The 15093-nt window shown below is 69.4% G+C and carries 12 protein-coding genes and 1 pseudogene; 3 read left to right on the forward strand and 10 right to left on the reverse strand.

Annotation, left to right across the window (positions count from 1 at the left end):
• Window positions 1–9: 9 nt before the first annotated feature.
• Together BLU79_RS08385 and BLU79_RS08390 are read right to left on the reverse strand one after the other, a co-directional pair.
• Window positions 10–780 carry a group II truncated hemoglobin gene (locus BLU79_RS08385; RefSeq protein WP_093905027.1) on the reverse strand — a complete coding sequence of 257 codons (771 nt, stop codon included), beginning with the start codon at window positions 778–780 and terminating at the stop codon, window positions 10–12.
• Window positions 777–1061, reverse strand: a complete 285-nt coding sequence (locus BLU79_RS08390) for a YceI family protein (protein WP_093905028.1) — start codon at window positions 1059–1061, stop codon at window positions 777–779. Before BLU79_RS08390 ends, BLU79_RS08385 begins: the two co-directional genes overlap by 4 nt.
• 24 nt (window positions 1062–1085) lie before the next feature.
• Here BLU79_RS08390 and BLU79_RS08395 point away from each other — a divergent pair.
• A pseudogene (locus BLU79_RS08395) lies at window positions 1086–1721 on the forward strand (sigma factor-like helix-turn-helix DNA-binding protein); the annotation flags it as partial.
• Between the two features lie 85 nt (window positions 1722–1806).
• Here BLU79_RS08395 and BLU79_RS08400 read toward each other — a convergent pair.
• The 5 genes from BLU79_RS08400 to BLU79_RS08420 form a co-directional block, all read right to left on the reverse strand.
• Window positions 1807–5115, reverse strand: a complete 3309-nt coding sequence (locus BLU79_RS08400; RefSeq protein ID WP_256333206.1) for a S8 family peptidase — start codon at window positions 5113–5115, stop codon at window positions 1807–1809.
• Window positions 5116–5311: 196 nt separating this feature from the next.
• A complete protein-coding gene (locus BLU79_RS08405) occupies window positions 5312–5995 on the reverse strand; it encodes an ABC transporter ATP-binding protein (RefSeq protein ID WP_093905029.1) in 684 nt (227 codons plus the stop codon).
• A gap of 408 nt (window positions 5996–6403) precedes the next feature.
• A complete protein-coding gene (locus tag BLU79_RS08410) occupies window positions 6404–7882 on the reverse strand; it encodes an ABC transporter permease (RefSeq protein ID WP_093905030.1) in 1479 nt (492 codons plus the stop codon).
• Between the two features lie 156 nt (window positions 7883–8038).
• The gene (locus BLU79_RS08415) at window positions 8039–9289 is read right to left on the reverse strand and encodes a L,D-transpeptidase (RefSeq protein WP_093905479.1); all 1251 of its coding nucleotides are present in this window, start codon (window positions 9287–9289) and stop codon (window positions 8039–8041) included.
• 225 nt (window positions 9290–9514) lie between these two features.
• Window positions 9515–9877 carry a hypothetical protein gene (locus tag BLU79_RS08420; RefSeq protein ID WP_093905031.1) on the reverse strand — a complete coding sequence of 121 codons (363 nt, stop codon included), beginning with the start codon at window positions 9875–9877 and terminating at the stop codon, window positions 9515–9517.
• A 161-nt stretch (window positions 9878–10038) separates the two neighbouring features.
• Between BLU79_RS08420 and BLU79_RS08425 the strand changes: the two genes are divergently transcribed.
• Entirely contained in the window at window positions 10039–10335 is a 297-nt protein-coding gene (locus BLU79_RS08425; RefSeq protein WP_093905480.1) for a hypothetical protein, read from the forward strand.
• A gap of 42 nt (window positions 10336–10377) precedes the next feature.
• Complete coding sequence (locus BLU79_RS08430; protein WP_256333207.1) at window positions 10378–11139, forward strand: hypothetical protein; 762 nt, start codon at window positions 10378–10380, stop codon at window positions 11137–11139.
• A 92-nt stretch (window positions 11140–11231) separates the two neighbouring features.
• Here BLU79_RS08430 and hutH read toward each other — a convergent pair whose 3' ends face one another.
• The 3 genes from hutH to BLU79_RS08445 form a co-directional block, all read right to left on the reverse strand.
• The gene (gene hutH / locus BLU79_RS08435) at window positions 11232–12770 is read right to left on the reverse strand and encodes a histidine ammonia-lyase (RefSeq protein WP_093905033.1); all 1539 of its coding nucleotides are present in this window, start codon (window positions 12768–12770) and stop codon (window positions 11232–11234) included.
• Between the two features lie 155 nt (window positions 12771–12925).
• Window positions 12926–14074 (reverse strand): GGDEF domain-containing protein, encoded by a 1149-nt coding sequence (locus tag BLU79_RS08440; protein WP_093905034.1) that lies wholly within the window; start codon window positions 14072–14074, stop codon window positions 12926–12928.
• 113 nt (window positions 14075–14187) lie between these two features.
• Window positions 14188–14988, reverse strand: a complete 801-nt coding sequence (locus tag BLU79_RS08445; RefSeq protein ID WP_093905035.1) for an enoyl-CoA hydratase/isomerase family protein — start codon at window positions 14986–14988, stop codon at window positions 14188–14190.
• Window positions 14989–15093: the final 105 nt, after the last annotated feature.

Consider the following 15093-nt stretch of genomic DNA (forward strand, 5'->3'; position numbering starts at 1 on the left):
GGGTGGCCGTCAGCCCTGATACGGCGGTGCGGCCCCCCAGTTCCACTTCGGCACCGGCTGCTCGGCCGGCGCCACCGCGTCCGGACCCGAGAAGTACACCGCCAGCCGCGTCCCCCACTCCACATACGCCAGGAACGCCGAGCGGAACTCCGCGTCCGTCGGCAGGCCCGCCTCGTCGGCCGCGTCCTGGATGAGGTTGACCCAGCGGCGGCGCTGGGGCTCGGTGATCCCCCGGCCCATGTGCTTGGCGACCATGTGGCCGTGGCCGCCCTGGGTCTCGGAGTAGGCGGGCGGGCCGCCGAAGACCTCGCCGAGCCAGAGCGCCACGTGCTGCGCGTGGGCGGGGTCCAGGTTGGCGAACAGCGGGGCCAGCAGGTCGTCCTTGAGGACCTTGTCGTAGAAGGCCGAGGTGAGGCGGCCGAACGCCTCCGCGCCGCCCGCCCAGGCGTACAGCGTCGGCACCGACGCGCCCGCCCCGCGCACCGTCGTCGGCTTGTAGTGGCGCATCTCCTCGATGTGCGTGATGTAGGAACGGATCTCGGCGAGGAAGTCGGGGAACAGCTCCGACTTGCGGAAACCCTCGACGTGGTCCTCCGTCGACGTCCAGGTGATGCGCAGGACGTAGTGCTCGAAGTCCTCCTCGCAGCGGGCGAGTTCGTAGTCGACGCAGTGCGGGGACGCGGCCAACTGGGCAGCGGCGCGGGTGTAGGCGGCGAGGAACTCCGCCGACTTCTGCTCGGGGATGCGGTACCGGATGTATTCGACCGTGTGAGCCGTCATGGCCTCACAGAAACACGAAATCCGACCGGACGCTCGCACTCCGGCACGTCCGTCGGCCAGGACCGCCGGATCACGGCGACGTCGAGCTCCAGCACCACCTTCCGGCCGATCAGCCGGCCATCCCAACTGACGCCCCAGCCGTGGCGGTTGATGATCGCGCTGCCCTTGAAGCCGGTCCGACCTATCTGCTCCACCCCGGTGGAGGTGAAGGTCATGGTCGCGTGGTGGTCGGTGTCGAGGAAGTCGCCGCTGCGCAGATGGTCGTCGTTGAGCGCGATCATGAGCGAGCGCCGTCAGCTGATCAACGGGTCCGGCGGGAGAGCTACGTGGGCGAGTGGGTTCCCGAGCCGCCGGCCGACCGTACGGAGTGGATCGACGGGGGACGGGGGCCGGCCCGGCGGACCCCGCGGACCGCGTCACCCTCGACGAGTCGGTCAACATGGCCTTCCTCGTCGTGCTCGAATCGATGACCCCGGCCGAGCGCGTCGCGTTCGTCCTGCACGACGTCTTCCGGTACTCGTTCGCGGAGGTGGCCGAGATCGTCGGCCGTACGCCGGTGGCCTGCCGTCAGCTGGCCTCCTCGGCCCGCCGCGCCGAAGTCGTCCGGGACTTCAAGGAGGCCTGGGAGGCCAAGGACCTGGAGGCCCTGGTCCGCGTTCTCGACCCCGACGCCGCGGCGGTCGGCGACGGCGGCGGCCTGGTCAGCGCGGTGCTCCACCCGGTCGAGGGCGGCGAGCGGATCGCGCGTCACTTCGTCGGTCTCGCCGGCCGGGCGCCCTCCGTGGAGATCCTGGAGCGCACGGTCAACGCCCAGCCCGGCCTGGTGGTGCGGCAGGACGGCGTCACGGTGACGGTGCTGGCTTCGACGTCGTCGGCGACCGGATCAAGCACGTCTGGGTGGTCCGGAACCCGAGAAGCTCCGGCCCTGGACGACGGTCTGACGCACCGACGCCCCCGGCGGCCCCGGCGCACACGAAGGCCCCGCCGGAAGCAGCGCCTCCGGCGGGGCCTTCGCTCAGTGATCTCCTACTTCGCGTAGTACGCGTTGTAGATCGAGATCGTCGACTTGTTGCCCTTCTTGTCGGCGATCTTGGCGTGGAAGGAGATGGCCTTCCCCTTCGCCGGGTTCTTCACGGTGATCTTGCCGTTCTTGACCTCGAGCTTCTTCCAGGTCTGCCCGTAGTCGTACGACACGTACACGTGCAGCGACTTGAGGTTGCTGCCCGCGGCCGCACCCACGACGGTGACCGGGAACGTCTCCTTCTTGTCGGCCACGACCCGGCTGTCCAGGCCGGTCTTGGCGTTGAAGCGGACCGTGGAGGCCGGGAGCACGACCTGCTCGGCGGCCGACTTCTTGGAGCGGAAGGTCCAGCTCGCGTCGATCCGCGTGGAGGCGGCCGCGACCTTGACGCTCCGCTTGACCGAGGTCGTCAGCTTGTACTCGGCGTCCGCGGCCGGGACCTTGAACGGCTCACCGAACAGCGGGTCCTGATTGGTGCCGATCTTGGTGCCGTTGCGGTACAGGTTCGTGGTCACCGCGGTGAAGACCGACGAGCCGGCGTGCTTGTTGGCATCGGCGAACAGGGGCAGCGAGCCGTAGATCTCGTTGCCCTCGCGGAAGAGGCCGAAGTACTTGTTGAGGTGCGGGCCGAAGACCGCGGTGTTGAAGGTCTTCGAGTAGCTCTGACCCGCCTTGAAGGTCTGCGGGTCGCCCAGTGAGTAGTAGGCGTCGCTGATCGGGACGCCGTCCGGGTCCTTGCCGGCGTACTGCTCGAAGTCGAAGGTCCACTGGATCTTGTCCGACGTCGACAGGTACACCGTCCGCGAACCGGGCAGCTTCTGCTCGACCGGTATGCCGATCGCGGCGTCCTCGGGGAAGACCCCGATGGGCAGCAGGGCGCCGGTCTTGTTCGGGGCCGAGGCACCGAGGTTGTTCTTCACCTTGGCGAGATCGCCCGCCTTGAAGTGGCGGACCTTGTTGCCCTGGATCTTCTTGACCTTGGTGGTGGTGGCGACGTCGTACTCGGTGTCGGCACCCTTGGTCCACTGGCCGCTCCAGGTCTGGGTGAGACCGCTCGGGATCTCCGGGCCCAGGTGCGCCATCCGCAGGTTGGCGAAGGAGTCGAGGCTGACGCTGACGCCGGCGACCGCCGCGGCGTAGTAGTAGTTGATGCTGGCGGACACCGGCTTGGCCTGGGCGTCCGGCACGGTGATGTCGGCGCTCTTGGCGGTCCGGGCGTCGATCGTCACCGAGGTGTTCTTGGTGACGCTCAGCTTCGGCTGGACCAGCCAGTCGAGGCCGCCCTCCAGGTTCACCCAGTCCTTGGCGATCCAGGCGTCCAGCAGATACGTGCCCTTGGGCAGCCGCATCTTGGTGGTACCGGACTCGGCGAGCGGCACCTGGTAGGCGCGGTCGGCCGCCAGGCCCGTGTAGCCGAACAGGGCGGTGTTGTACTCGGGGGCCGGGTTGCCGTCCTTGCCGATGTGCTTGACGGTGACGTCGTACGACTCCATCTCACGCTGCACCGCGGCGCCCGTACGGACACTCTGCCCGCCGCCCGTCGCGGTCACATACGCGGAGTAGGCGCCGTCGAGCGTGCCGCCCAGCTTGGTGTTGACGGTGAAGTCGACGGAGGCCTTGCCGCCCGCCGGCACCGTCACCTTCGTCGCGCCGAGCTTGAAGAAGCCGGCGGGAGCCGCCTGGCCCTTGGGGTCGGTGGCGGTCGAGGAGAGCGTGAGCGTGACGTCCTCGGTACCGAGGTTGCGGTACGTCAGCGCCTTGGTGACCGGCGTGTCGTCGGTGTGCGGCCAGGCCTGCGTGCCGAAGCTCACCGACACCGGGTCGGCGATCACGGTCTGCTTGATGGCCTTGTCGACCTGGATACGACCCGAACCCTGCTGGAACGGCGTGTACTTGCCGCCCTTCGTGGAACCGGTCAGCGCGCCCTTGAGCTCGGCGTACGTCCAGTCCGGGTGCTGCTGCTTGAGGATCGCCGCCGCGCCCGCGACATGCGGGGTCGCCATGGACGTACCGGAAATGGTCAGGTAGCCGGCCGGATTCTCGCCGACTTCCTGCTCGATGAGGCTGCCCTTGGCGGACGCGGCCGTGATGTCCACGCCCGGTGCGGTGACGTCCGGCTTGATGGCACCGTCGCCGAGCCGGGGGCCGGTGCTGGACCAGGGCGCGAGCACGTCCTTGTCGTCGACGGCGCCGACGGTGAGGGCGGCCTCGGCGCTGCCCGGCGAACCGACCGTCTCCGGGCCGGAGTTGCCCGCGGCGATCGCGAACAGAATCCCCTTCTCGGCGGACAGCTTGTTGACCGCCGCCTCCAGCGGGTCGATCTCCGGGGTGTCGCCGCCGCCCAGGCTCATGTTGACGACCTGGGCGCCCTGCTCGGCCGCCCACTCCATGCCGGCGAGGATGCCGGAGTCGTCGCCGAAGCCCTGGTCGTCGAGGACCTTGCCGTTGAGGATGTCGGCGCCGGGCGCCACACCCTTGAACTTGCCGCCCGACTTGGCGCCGGTGCCCGCCGCGATGGACGCGACGTGCGTGCCGTGGCCGACCTTGTCCTCGGCGGTGGCGGCCGGCGTGAAGTTCTTGGCCGCGATCACCTGGTCCTTGAGGTCCGGGTGGGTCGCGTCGACGCCGGTGTCGAGTACGGCGATCTTGACGCCCTTGCCGTCGTAGCCGGCCTCCCACGCCTTGGGGGCGCCGATCTGCGGCACGGACTTGTCGAGGCTGGCCTTGCGGACGCCGTCGAGCCAGACGTGCGCGATGCCGGAGGTCGCCTTGTCGCCGTTGGTGAGCGCGTCCCACAGCTCGGGCGCGTCCTGGTGCGCGGTCTGCACCGCGTCCGCGTTCAGGGACTTCAGGGTCCGGCGCAGCTTGCCCGCGTCCCGGACGTCCGCCTTGGCGCCGGCTGCGGCGCCCTGGTAGCCGACGATGACCTTCAGGCCCTTGGCCTGGGAGGCGCGGGTCTCGGACTTGGCCAGTTCGGTGATGTCGAACAGCCGCTGGTCGAGCTTGCCGGTGGCGACCAGGCGGGCCGCGTCGGCCGGGATGACGAGCGTGCGCCCGTCGATCTTGCGTATCTGTACGGGAACGTGCTCGCGCCCCTTGGCCCGGTCCAGGCCGACCACGCGGCCCTTGGAGTCGACGGACACCCGGTCACCCGTGATCAGGGTGATGCGGTGGGGGGACGTGAAGGAGGCGGCGGCGCCGGGCGCGCGCTGCTCCGGTTCGGCCGACGCCGGGCTGGTCATTCCCGCGGCGAGGGCCACGGCGGCCGCCGTGGCGACAGAGGCCGTGCCTATTCTTTTGACTTTTCTGCGCAAGTTTCCCCCTTGCAGAAGGTCCGGGTGAATTTCCCCGTTCACCCGGCCGAGGGAGATCCCTTGTGCATGCGTGTCACCCCCCGGAATACGCAGTATGCCGAGGGGTGATCAGGCTCCTCAATAGATGAGAAGAAGATGAGAAGCACGCGGGCCGACTGTTACGCGACGGCGCGAACTCCGTTACAGAGTCGCCGGGTTACGCTCCCGCGTTCTCCTTGACAGTGATCCGTCCCTTGCGGATGGTCGCCACCCGCGGGGCCTTCTTCGCGATCGCCGAGTCGTGGGTGACCATGATGAAGGTCAACCCGAGTTCCTTCCACATGCGTTCGAGTACGTCCATGATCTCGTCGCGCATCGACTCGTCGAGGTTTCCGGTGGGTTCGTCGGCGAGGAGCACCTTGGGCTGCTTGACGAGTGCTCTGGCTATGGCGACCCGCTGCTGCTGCCCGCCGGACATCTCGCTCGGCAGATGCCCGAGCCGCTCCCCCAGCCCGACCGACTTCAGCGCCTCGGCGGCCCGTTCGCGTCGTTCCTTCGACTTGACGCCGAGGGGGACGAGGGCGGTCTCGACGTTCTCCTGTGCGGTGAGGGTGGGGATGAGGTTGAAGGACTGGAACACGAACCCGATGTTCTCGCTGCGGACCTTGGTGAGCCGGGCCTCGGACAGCTTGGCCAAGTCGGTCCCGTCCAGGACGACTTCACCTGCGGTGGGCCGGTCCAGACCGCCGAGCATCTGCAGCAGGGTGGACTTGCCGCCGCCGGTGGGGCCCTGGATGACGAGACGGTCCCCGTCGGCGATGGTGAGATCGACTCCGTCGAGAGCGTCGACGGTGTCCTTGCCTCGGGTGTAGCGCTTGGTGACGCTTCTGAGTTCGTACATGGTGGGTTGCTCCTGGGTGGGGTTCGGTTCGGGGGTGGTGCGGATCGTCTTTGGCTGCGGGTGGGTGGCGGCTGGTCGCGCAGTTCCCCGCGCCCCTGAGGTGGGTCTGCTCACGCCCGCTGGACCGCTGGCCGCGGGTTGTCGTGGGTTCGGTTCGGGGGTGGTGCGAATCGCTTTCGGCCGCGAGCGAGTGGGGGCTGGTCGCGCAGTTCCCCGCGCCCCTGAGGTGGGCGCAGTCCCGCCGGCCTCAACGGACCGCTCCTCGCCGCGACGCAAGGCGTCCGCCGGGCGCAGCGTGCGCAGCTGCGGGCAGTCGTGCCGCTGGGGCGGCACCCGTCCCGAAGAGAGCGGCACCCCGCCAGCGCCGGGTTGCGCGACCCACCCCCGCCCAGCCGCAGCCGACGTCAGCTACTCGACGCGGCGCAGTGCATCCGCCGGACGGAGCCGCGATGCGCGCCAGCCGCCAAAGGCGCCGGCAATCAGGCCTCCCGCCACCGCAAGCCCGACCGCAAGCGCAACCGTCGTAAGGCTCACCGGCGCCGTCAGTGCGACGTCCAGCGTGGTGGATGCCGTCTGTCGCCCAGGGCCGCCGCCCCCGAAGCCACCGCCGCCCATACCGCCGCCACCGCCACCCGTACCGCCGCCCAACTGCGCCTGCAGCGTCGGGCTGATCGCCGTCACCACGTACGCCCCCGCAAGCCCGACCGCGATCCCCAGCGCCCCGCCGAGCAGCCCGTTGACGACCGCCTCACCGACCACCTGCCGAGTCACCCGCCCCGACTTCCACCCCAGCGCCTTCAGCGTGCCGAACTCCCGCACGCGCCGCGACACCGCCGAGGACGTCAGCAGCCCGGCCACCAGGAACGCGGCCACGAGCACCGCGATGGACAGCCACTTGCCGACGCTGGTCGCCAACGACGACGCCGTGGACAGAGAGCCCGACACCGTGTCCGCGAGGTCCGCCGAGGTGGTCACCGTCGTACCGGAGATGTTCTTCTGGATGGCCGACTTGACGGAGTCGATCTGCTGAGAGTCGGACGCCTTGACATAGATCGTGGTGACCTTGTCCTTCGCGTCGGCGAGCGTCTGCGCCTGCTTCAGCGGGATGTAGAGGTTGGCGGCCGCGTCCCCGCTGTCGGGCGTGGCGATGCCGATCACCTTGAACTTGGTGCCCTTGACGGTGACGGTCGAGCCGACCTTGAGCTTCTTCTCCTTGGCGTAGGAGGTGTCGGCGACGACGACCTTGGCGTTCGTCTCCGTCGACTTGAACGTACGGCCGCTGGTGATCTTCGAGGAGGTCAGCGGGCCGAGCGCCGGCTTGGTGACGTCGGTGCCGTAGACGGAGTAGTTGTTGACGTCGAAGTTGGCGCCGCCCCCGCGCACTTCGCCCTGCGGCTGCCCGCTGCCGCCACTGCCCTGCTGCCCGGGACCACCGCCCTGCTGGCCCCCGCTGCTCTCGTCCTGCTGGAACTCTCCCCGGGTGAACTCCCCGCTGACCTTGATGACCTGGAGGCTCAGCCCGCCCACGGCATCGGAGACCCCGCTCTGCGAGCCGACCTTGGACACGGTCGAGCCGGCCAGCGTCTGGAAGCCCTGGACCATGACGCGGTCGCTGGACTGCTCCTCGTCGGAGTCGCTGTCCTGCGCGTCGAACTCGAAGCGCGGCCGCTCGGAGCTGTTCGCGGCCGGTTCGGCGGCCTTGGTGACGGTCATGTCCGTGCCCAGGCCGTACAGGGACTGCAGGACCTTGTCCTGGGCCTTGCTCATGCCGGAGGAAACGGAGTTGACCACGATGACCAGCGCGATACCCAGCGCGAGTCCGGAGGCGACGACGAGGGCCGCCTTTCTGCGGCGGCGCAGCTCGCGCCTCAGGTAGGTGAAGAACATGGCCGCAAGCTAGGGACAGTGCGTGATGAAGGGATAAGGCCGAAATAAGAGATGGATGAGAAGGCTGAGACGACCCCAGGAAACACCGATGCCGCCCCTGAGGGCGGCATCGGTCAGCTGTGAGGCAGCTGTGGGACTCCTACGCGTGGCAGTGCGTCAGGCGGCCGAACCGGCCTTCCACTGCGCCCAGTCCATGTTCCAGCCGTTGAGGCCGTTGTCCGGCGCGATCGTCTTGTCGCCGGTGTTCGAAACGACCACGACGTCACCGACGATCGAGTTGTTGTAGAACCAGTAGCCCGCGGTGCCCTTGTCGTTGGCACCCTTGGTGTCCGACAGGCCCACACAGCCGTGGCTGGTGTTCACGCTGCCGAAGATGGACTTCGCGCCCCAGTAGTTGCCGTGGATGAAGGTGCCGGAGGTGGACAGGCGGATGGCGTGCGGCACGTCCTTGATGTCGTACTCGCCCTTGCCGTCGTCGTCCGTGAAGCCCACGGTCGCGCCGTTCATGCGCGTCTCCTTGAACTTCTCGGACATCACCATGGTGCCCTGGTAGGTCTTGTTGTCCGGCGAACCGGCCGAGATCGGGATGGTCTTGATGGTCTTGCCGTCCTGCGTGACCTTCATCTGCTTGGTCTTCGCGTCGACGTAGGAGACCTGGTTGCGGCCGATCTTGAAGGTGACCGTCTTCTCCTGGACGCCGTAGACGCCGTCGGAGCCCTCGACGCCGTCCAGGGCCATCTTCAGGGTGACGGTGGCGCCCTCCTGCCAGTAGTCCTCGGGCCGGCAGTCCATGCGGGTGTCGTTGAACCAGTGGCAGACGACTTCCTGGCCGCTGGTGCTGGAGACGGTGACGCCCTCCTGGACGGCCGCCTTGTTGCTGATCGCCTTGTCGAAGTTGATCGAGACCGGCATACCGACGCCGACCGTGGAGCCGTCCTCCGGCGTGAAGTAGCCGAGGAAGCTGTTGTTCGGGGAGACCGTGGTGAAGGAGGCGTTCTCGTGGGCCTCCAGGCCCTTGGAGTCCTTCGCGCTCACCGCGATCTTGTAGGTCGTGGAGCGCTCCAGCTGGGCGCTGGGCTTCCAGCTGGTCTTGTCGGCGGATATCTCGCCCTCGACCGCCGCGCCCTCGGAGGTCGTCATCGTCACCTCGGTGAGCGTGCCCTTGCTCACGGTGACGGCGGCGGACTTGTTGATGGAGGCGTTGTCGGTGCCGTCCCCCGGCGTGATCTTGATCTGCGCCGCGGAGGTCTTCTTGGCCGCCGCCTCGTCGACCTTGGACTGCGAGCTGTCGCCGCCGTCGCTGCCGGAGGCGCTGTCGTCGCCGCCGGAACAGGCCGAGAGCACCAGGACACCGCCGAGCAGTGCGGACGCGACCGCGAGGCCCTTGCGCCGCTTACTGTTCGTCATCACACGCTTCTCCATAGTTCCCGAATCCCAAAAACCCCGAGAGTCCCCGTCAAGAATCTTCAACGCTGCGACCGGTTCGTCCCGTTCCACATACCGCGTATGTGTGGGGCACACCACGTCACGTAAGTCGTGACGGGTGATGCGGATGTCGGCCAGTGCGCACCATGAGACGACGAAACCCCGGGCGGCGGTTGCCGCCCGGGGTCACGATTTCCCCAAGACGCCTCAGCCGACCTTGTTTGCTGCGTTTGCCGCTTCGTCGTCGAAGTCCTCGTCGACATCATCGTCGTCGAAGTCCCACTCGGGCGAATCCGGGTCGCGCCCGATGCGTTCGCTGGACCAGGAGGCCTGCGCGAGTTCGATCCCCGGTACCTCACTGACCAGGTCGAACGGATCGACGAGATAGGCGACGGCCTCCGCGGTGTCTTCCGTCACACTGCCCTCGGCATGGGCCCGTTCGTCGGCCGGCATGGTGCTGTCGTCGGCGATGCGCCGCAGCGCGGCCTTGGTGAGGGCGTCCTCGTCGTCCACTTCCAGGACGACTTCCACGCGAAGCCGCACAAACCGTGATGATTCTGGATTGCTCATGCCCGGAGAGTACGGCTCGGTACGGCTCTTTTCCCCCGTGACTTTCCCGTGACCCGCGACTTTCACTAACATCGCCCCACACGGCCAATTCGCCAGCACCACAAGGGGATCGATATTCCGTGTCCGCCGCTCACCGATCGTCGTCCACCGCACGCCGATCGCTGCTGACCGCCACCGCCGCGGGAGCCCTGCTGGGCGCCCTCTGGTTCGTGCCCTCCGCGAACGCCACGGGCGACGAGCCGGCGAGAACGGACCCTTCGGCGACCCCCACGACGCAGACCACCCAGCAGGCGCGGGCCACGTCCGAGAGCGCGAGCGACACGACCGCCACCGGCACCCGGCTCGCCGACACCGGAAGCTTCGACACCACGCCGTACATCGTCGGCGGGACGGTCTCCCTCGCACTGGGCGCGGGATTCGTGGCCTACTCGGTACGCCGGGAACGTCTCGGGTTTTGAATCCACTTGACGCTCTCTTCACCTGGGCTTCATAGTCCGCGCATGAAGAGATCATCGGGCGTGCGTTCGGCCGCCACGGTTGCTGTGAGCGTGCTGTCGTTCGCCCTTGTCACGGGTTGCGGCGGGGACTCCGGCGGTTCTGACGCGAAGGCGCTCAGCTCCGCGGAGTTGAAGAAGGCGATCATCGCCGAGGGCGATGTCGAGGGGCACAAGGTCTCGGCGGTCGAGGCCAAGAAACTCCCGTCCGCCAAGAGCGAGATCAGCGGGGACGAGCAGTGCAAGCCGCTCGTGTACGTCATCGGCGGCCTCGCCCCGGGTGACGCGGCCAGCGAGACGAGGACGGTGGCCACGGAGGAGAAGAAGCCCACGGACGCCGCCTCCAAGTCCCTGGAGGAGTTGTCCGAGGGAGAGATCGAGGACGCGCTCAACGAGTCGATGAGCGTCAACGTCACCGTGGTGGGGCTCTCGTCCTACGACGGCGACGGCGCCGAGGAGGCGTTCAAGTCCGTCTCCGACGCGGTCGAGAAGTGCGCGGGCGGCTTCACCGCCGGGCAGAAGAAGGACGAGGGCAAGTTCACCAAGGTCGCCGCCGAGAAGGGCGCGGGCGCCGGCGACGAGTCGGTGGCGTTCGCGCTCACCTCCGACCTGGAGGACGGTGACAGCGGCCAGGCGCACGCCGAGGTCGTCCGCCACGGGAACACCGTCGCGACGTACTACACGATGAACCTCGGCTCGTTGATGACCGGCAAGGCCTACACGGTCCCGGCCGCGGTGGTCGACGCCCAGGGCGCCAAGCTGAAGTAACGAACGCAGGGGCCCTGTCCGCCGTACGCCACATTCGGCTCGTACGACGGGCAGGGCCCCCTTCCATGCCACTCACTGAAGCGGCCCGGCTGTCACTGAAGCGGCCCGGTGACCTTCTCCGTCGCCGCGACCAACTCCCCGGCGCGCACGAACGCGTCCGCCGCCGCGAGGTCGGGTGCCAGGAACCGGTCGGGCCCGGCGCCCTGGACCCCGGCGGACCGTACGGCGTCGATGACCGCCCGCGAGGCCGGTGCCGGGGCGAGCCCCTCGCGCAGTTCGATGGCGCGGGTAGCGGCGTACAGCTCGACGGCGAGCACACGCGTGAGGTTGTCGACGGCGCTGCGGAGCTTCCGCGCGGCCGACCAGCCCATGGAGACGTGGTCCTCCTGCATGGCCGAGGAGGGAATCGAGTCGGCGGACGCGGGCACGGCCAGCCGCTTCAACTCGCTCACCAGGGCGGCCTGGGTGTACTGGGCGATCATCAACCCGGAGTCGACCCCCGCGTCGTCGGCCAGGAACGGCGGCAGCCCGTGGCTGCGGTTCTTGTCCAGCAGCCGGTCGGTGCGGCGCTCGGCGATGGAGGCCAGGTCGGCGACGGCGATGGCGAGGAAGTCGAGAACGTAGGCGACGGGCGCCCCATGGAAGTTGCCGTTGGACTCGACGCGCCCGTCGGGCAGCACGACCGGGTTGTCGACCGCCGAGGCCAGCTCCCGCTCCGCGACCAGCCGCGCGTGCGCCATGGTGTCCCGCCCGGCCCCGGCAACCTGGGGAGCGCACCGCACCGAGTAGGCGTCCTGGACGCGGGGCGCGTCGTCCTGGTGATGCCCGGTCAGCTCCGAACCCTTCAGCACGGCCAGCATGTTGGCGGCGGAGGCACCCTGCCCCGGGTGCGGCCGGATGGCGTGCAGCTCGGGCGCGAGGACCTTGTCCGTCCCGAGCAGGGCCTCCAGGCTGAGGGCGGCGGTGACGTCGGCGGACTTGTACAGGGTGTCCAGATCGGCGAGGGCCATGATCAGCATGCCGAGCATGCCGTCGGTGCCGTTGAGGAGGGCGAGCCCTTCCTTCTCCCGCAACTCGACGGCCGCGATCCCGTGCGCGGCAAGCAGCTCACCGGCGGGCCGCACGACCCCGTCGGGCCCCTCGGCGTCGCCCTCCCCCATGAGCGTGAGAGCGCAGTGCGACAGCGGAGCGAGATCACCGGAACACCCGAGGGACCCGTACTCATGAACGACGGGCGTGATGCCGGCGTTGAGAACATCGGCCATGGTCTGCGCGACCTCGGGCCGTACGCCCGTGTGCCCCGAGCAGACGGTCTTGAGCCGCAGGAACATCAGGGCCCGTACGACCTCCCGCTCCACGCGCGGCCCCATCCCCGCGGCGTGCGAACGGACGATGTTGCGCTGCAGCTGGGCCCGCAGCTCCTGGCTGATGTGCCGCGTCGCCAGGGCACCGAACCCGGTGGAGACGCCGTAGACGGGCTCCGGCTTGGCCGCCAGCGCATCCACGATCCCGCGAGCCGCGGCAAGAGCGGCCACAGCCTCCCCCGACAGCTCGACCCGAGCCCCGCCCCGCGCCACGGCAAGAACGTCGGACGCGGCGACCCCGGACGTCCCCACCACCACAGTGTGCATATCCATATTCAGGAGCGTACGCAGTGAAGACGAAGATGTCACTAGTGGATGGGGGGTACACCCCTTACCGCGTTCGGTCCAGGCACTTCAGCCCGTCCGGCGTTTGAGGACGAGGCCCCTCAAGGGCCGCGGCACCCGCACCGCCACCGCCACCGTCACGGCACCCGCCCCCGGAACCGCCGCCGCTCCACAAGCCCCTCCCCGGACGGCTCCGCGTCAGCGAGCCGCACCACCGGATCGTCCGGCCCCTCCCGCCCCGCGACAACCGCCCGCTCCGCCCGCACGGCCTTCGCCTGGTACTGCGCCGCATCCGCAAGCCGGAACAACCGCCGAGCGGACCGAACGACCCCGATGTCGTCCTCGGTCGACGCCACCCCACACGCGACCCCCTCCCCGAGCTCCAACTCCCCGGCCCGACGGCACAGTTCATCCGCGGCCTTCACCACATCATCGGCAGGCGACCCGACAGCGAGCAGACAGAACTCGTCCCCCCCGAGCCGCGCGGCCAGCGCCCCGGGCAACATCGCCCCGCACAACGACAACACCGACCCGAACCGCTCCAACAGCCGGTCCCCCACGGCATGCCCCCGCGTGTCATTGACCCGCTTGAGCCCATTGAGGTCACAGACGACGAGGCTGACGACGACACCCTGCCGCCGATGCCGCTCGATGGCCTCCTCCAACCGCACATCGACCGCCCGACGATTGGCCAGCCCGGTGAGCGCATCGGTGAACGCCAACCGCCGCGCCTCCTCCAGCCGCTCACTCTGCGCGATCCCGGCGGCCACGACGGACGCCAGCACGGTGGCGAAGTCGGCGTCCCCCCGGTCGAAGACGGGCGAGCCGGCGCGACGAGCGACATACAGCTCCCCCCAGGCCCGCCCGTTCAGCACGATCGGCGCGACGACACAGCACCCCCGCCCCCGGCGCCGCAGAGCGGCGACCCGCTGATGGCAGTACCCGGGGTGACCGGCGGCGGGACCCTCGGCCGTCTCCACCCAGGCGTTGGGCTCACCACCGGAGGCCCACCGCTCGTGCAGAAACTCGGTGATCTCCGGGAACTGATGCACCGGATAGGCCTCGTCGCCCGGAAACTCCTCTTCCCCCTGCGCCCGGTCCCCCACATTCACCAGCACCCGCAACCGCCCGAGCTCCCGCTCCCACACCGACAGCGCGGCAAAGCTCCCCGCCAGCGCCCGACACGCCCCGAGCGCCGCCGCCCGCCAGGACTCACGCGGGGTGTGCGCCGCAGCCATCCCCTGCGCCAGCGCCACCACGGCCGCGAGCCGTCTGTCCTCACCCATCACTCCAGGCTAGGAGGTTTGGGACGAACTGGGACATTGATACGGCGCTGGAGTGACGGACAGGCCCGCAGAAGACAGCGCACCAGGTCAGGCACGGCACACGAGCGAGCCCCCTACTCCCCCGGCCACTCCGGCTTCCGCTTCTCGTTGAACGCCGCCACGCCCTCCGCCCGGTCCCCCGAGAACGCCACCGCCCGCCAGGCCGCGTCCTCGACCTCCAGCCCGGCCCGCAGATCCAGCCCCTGCCCCAACCGCAACGCCCGCTTGGCCGCCCGCAACCCCACCGGTGAGTTCGCGGCGATCCGGGCGCCCAGGGCCAGGGCCTCCTCCCGGGCCCGCCCCTGCTCCACCAGCTCGTCCACCAACCCCAGCTCCCGAGCCTCGGCGGCCTCGACCCGCCGCGCCGTGAAGATCAGCTCCGCCGCCCGCGCGGCCCCCACCCGCCGGGGCAGCAACTGCGTACCTCCACCCCCCGGAATCACCCCGACCGACACCTCGGGCAGCCCCACCACGGCCGTACGGTCGGCCACGATCACATCGCAGGCCAACGCCAGCTCGAAGCCACCCCCCAGCGCGAAGCCGTGCACCGCCGCGATCGTCGGCACCGGCAACTCCAGCACCCCGGTGTACGCCCCCCTCGCCACCGGCCGCTGCCGCACCAGCTCCGCGTCACTGAAGGAGTTCCGCTCCTTCAGATCCGCGCCGACACAGAACGCCCGCTCATGCGTCGAGGTCAGCACCACCGCCCGCACACCGCTGTCCGCACCCAGCGCCGCACACGCCCCCGCGATCGAACGGGCCATCTCCGTGGAGACGGCGTTCATGGCCTTGGGCCGGTCGAGGACGAGCTCCGCGACATGCCCGTCACCGTGCCGCCGCACCAGCACGAACTCCCCGTACCGCTCCTCGCTCATGACACCCTCCGGTTAACGCGGGTTAACAACACTCGCCCCGATCATCGCAGCCGGACCCCGCCAGGGAAAGGGACACCCCGTTCGAGTGACATCCCGCCCAACTCC

The sequence above is a fragment of the Streptomyces sp. cf386 genome (genome assembly GCF_900103585.1).
Taxonomy (GTDB): domain Bacteria; phylum Actinomycetota; class Actinomycetes; order Streptomycetales; family Streptomycetaceae; genus Streptomyces.

What these genes read in the sequence shown, in the direction of transcription:
- BLU79_RS08385 (WP_093905027.1), bottom strand. Translation starts at nt 780, where the DNA reads ATGACGGCTCACACGGTCGAATACATCCGGTACCGCATCCCCGAGCAG.
- BLU79_RS08390 (WP_093905028.1), bottom strand. Translation starts at nt 1,061, where the DNA reads ATGATCGCGCTCAACGACGACCATCTGCGCAGCGGCGACTTCCTCGAC.
- BLU79_RS08405 (WP_093905029.1), bottom strand. Translation starts at nt 5,995, where the DNA reads ATGTACGAACTCAGAAGCGTCACCAAGCGCTACACCCGAGGCAAGGAC.
- BLU79_RS08410 (WP_093905030.1), bottom strand. Translation starts at nt 7,882, where the DNA reads ATGTTCTTCACCTACCTGAGGCGCGAGCTGCGCCGCCGCAGAAAGGCG.
- BLU79_RS08415 (WP_093905479.1), bottom strand. Translation starts at nt 9,289, where the DNA reads ATGACGAACAGTAAGCGGCGCAAGGGCCTCGCGGTCGCGTCCGCACTG.
- BLU79_RS08420 (WP_093905031.1), bottom strand. Translation starts at nt 9,877, where the DNA reads ATGAGCAATCCAGAATCATCACGGTTTGTGCGGCTTCGCGTGGAAGTC.
- BLU79_RS08430 (WP_256333207.1), top strand. Translation starts at nt 10,378, where the DNA reads ATGAAGAGATCATCGGGCGTGCGTTCGGCCGCCACGGTTGCTGTGAGC.
- hutH (WP_093905033.1), bottom strand. Translation starts at nt 12,770, where the DNA reads ATGCACACTGTGGTGGTGGGGACGTCCGGGGTCGCCGCGTCCGACGTT.
- BLU79_RS08440 (WP_093905034.1), bottom strand. Translation starts at nt 14,074, where the DNA reads ATGGGTGAGGACAGACGGCTCGCGGCCGTGGTGGCGCTGGCGCAGGGG.
- BLU79_RS08445 (WP_093905035.1), bottom strand. Translation starts at nt 14,988, where the DNA reads ATGAGCGAGGAGCGGTACGGGGAGTTCGTGCTGGTGCGGCGGCACGGT.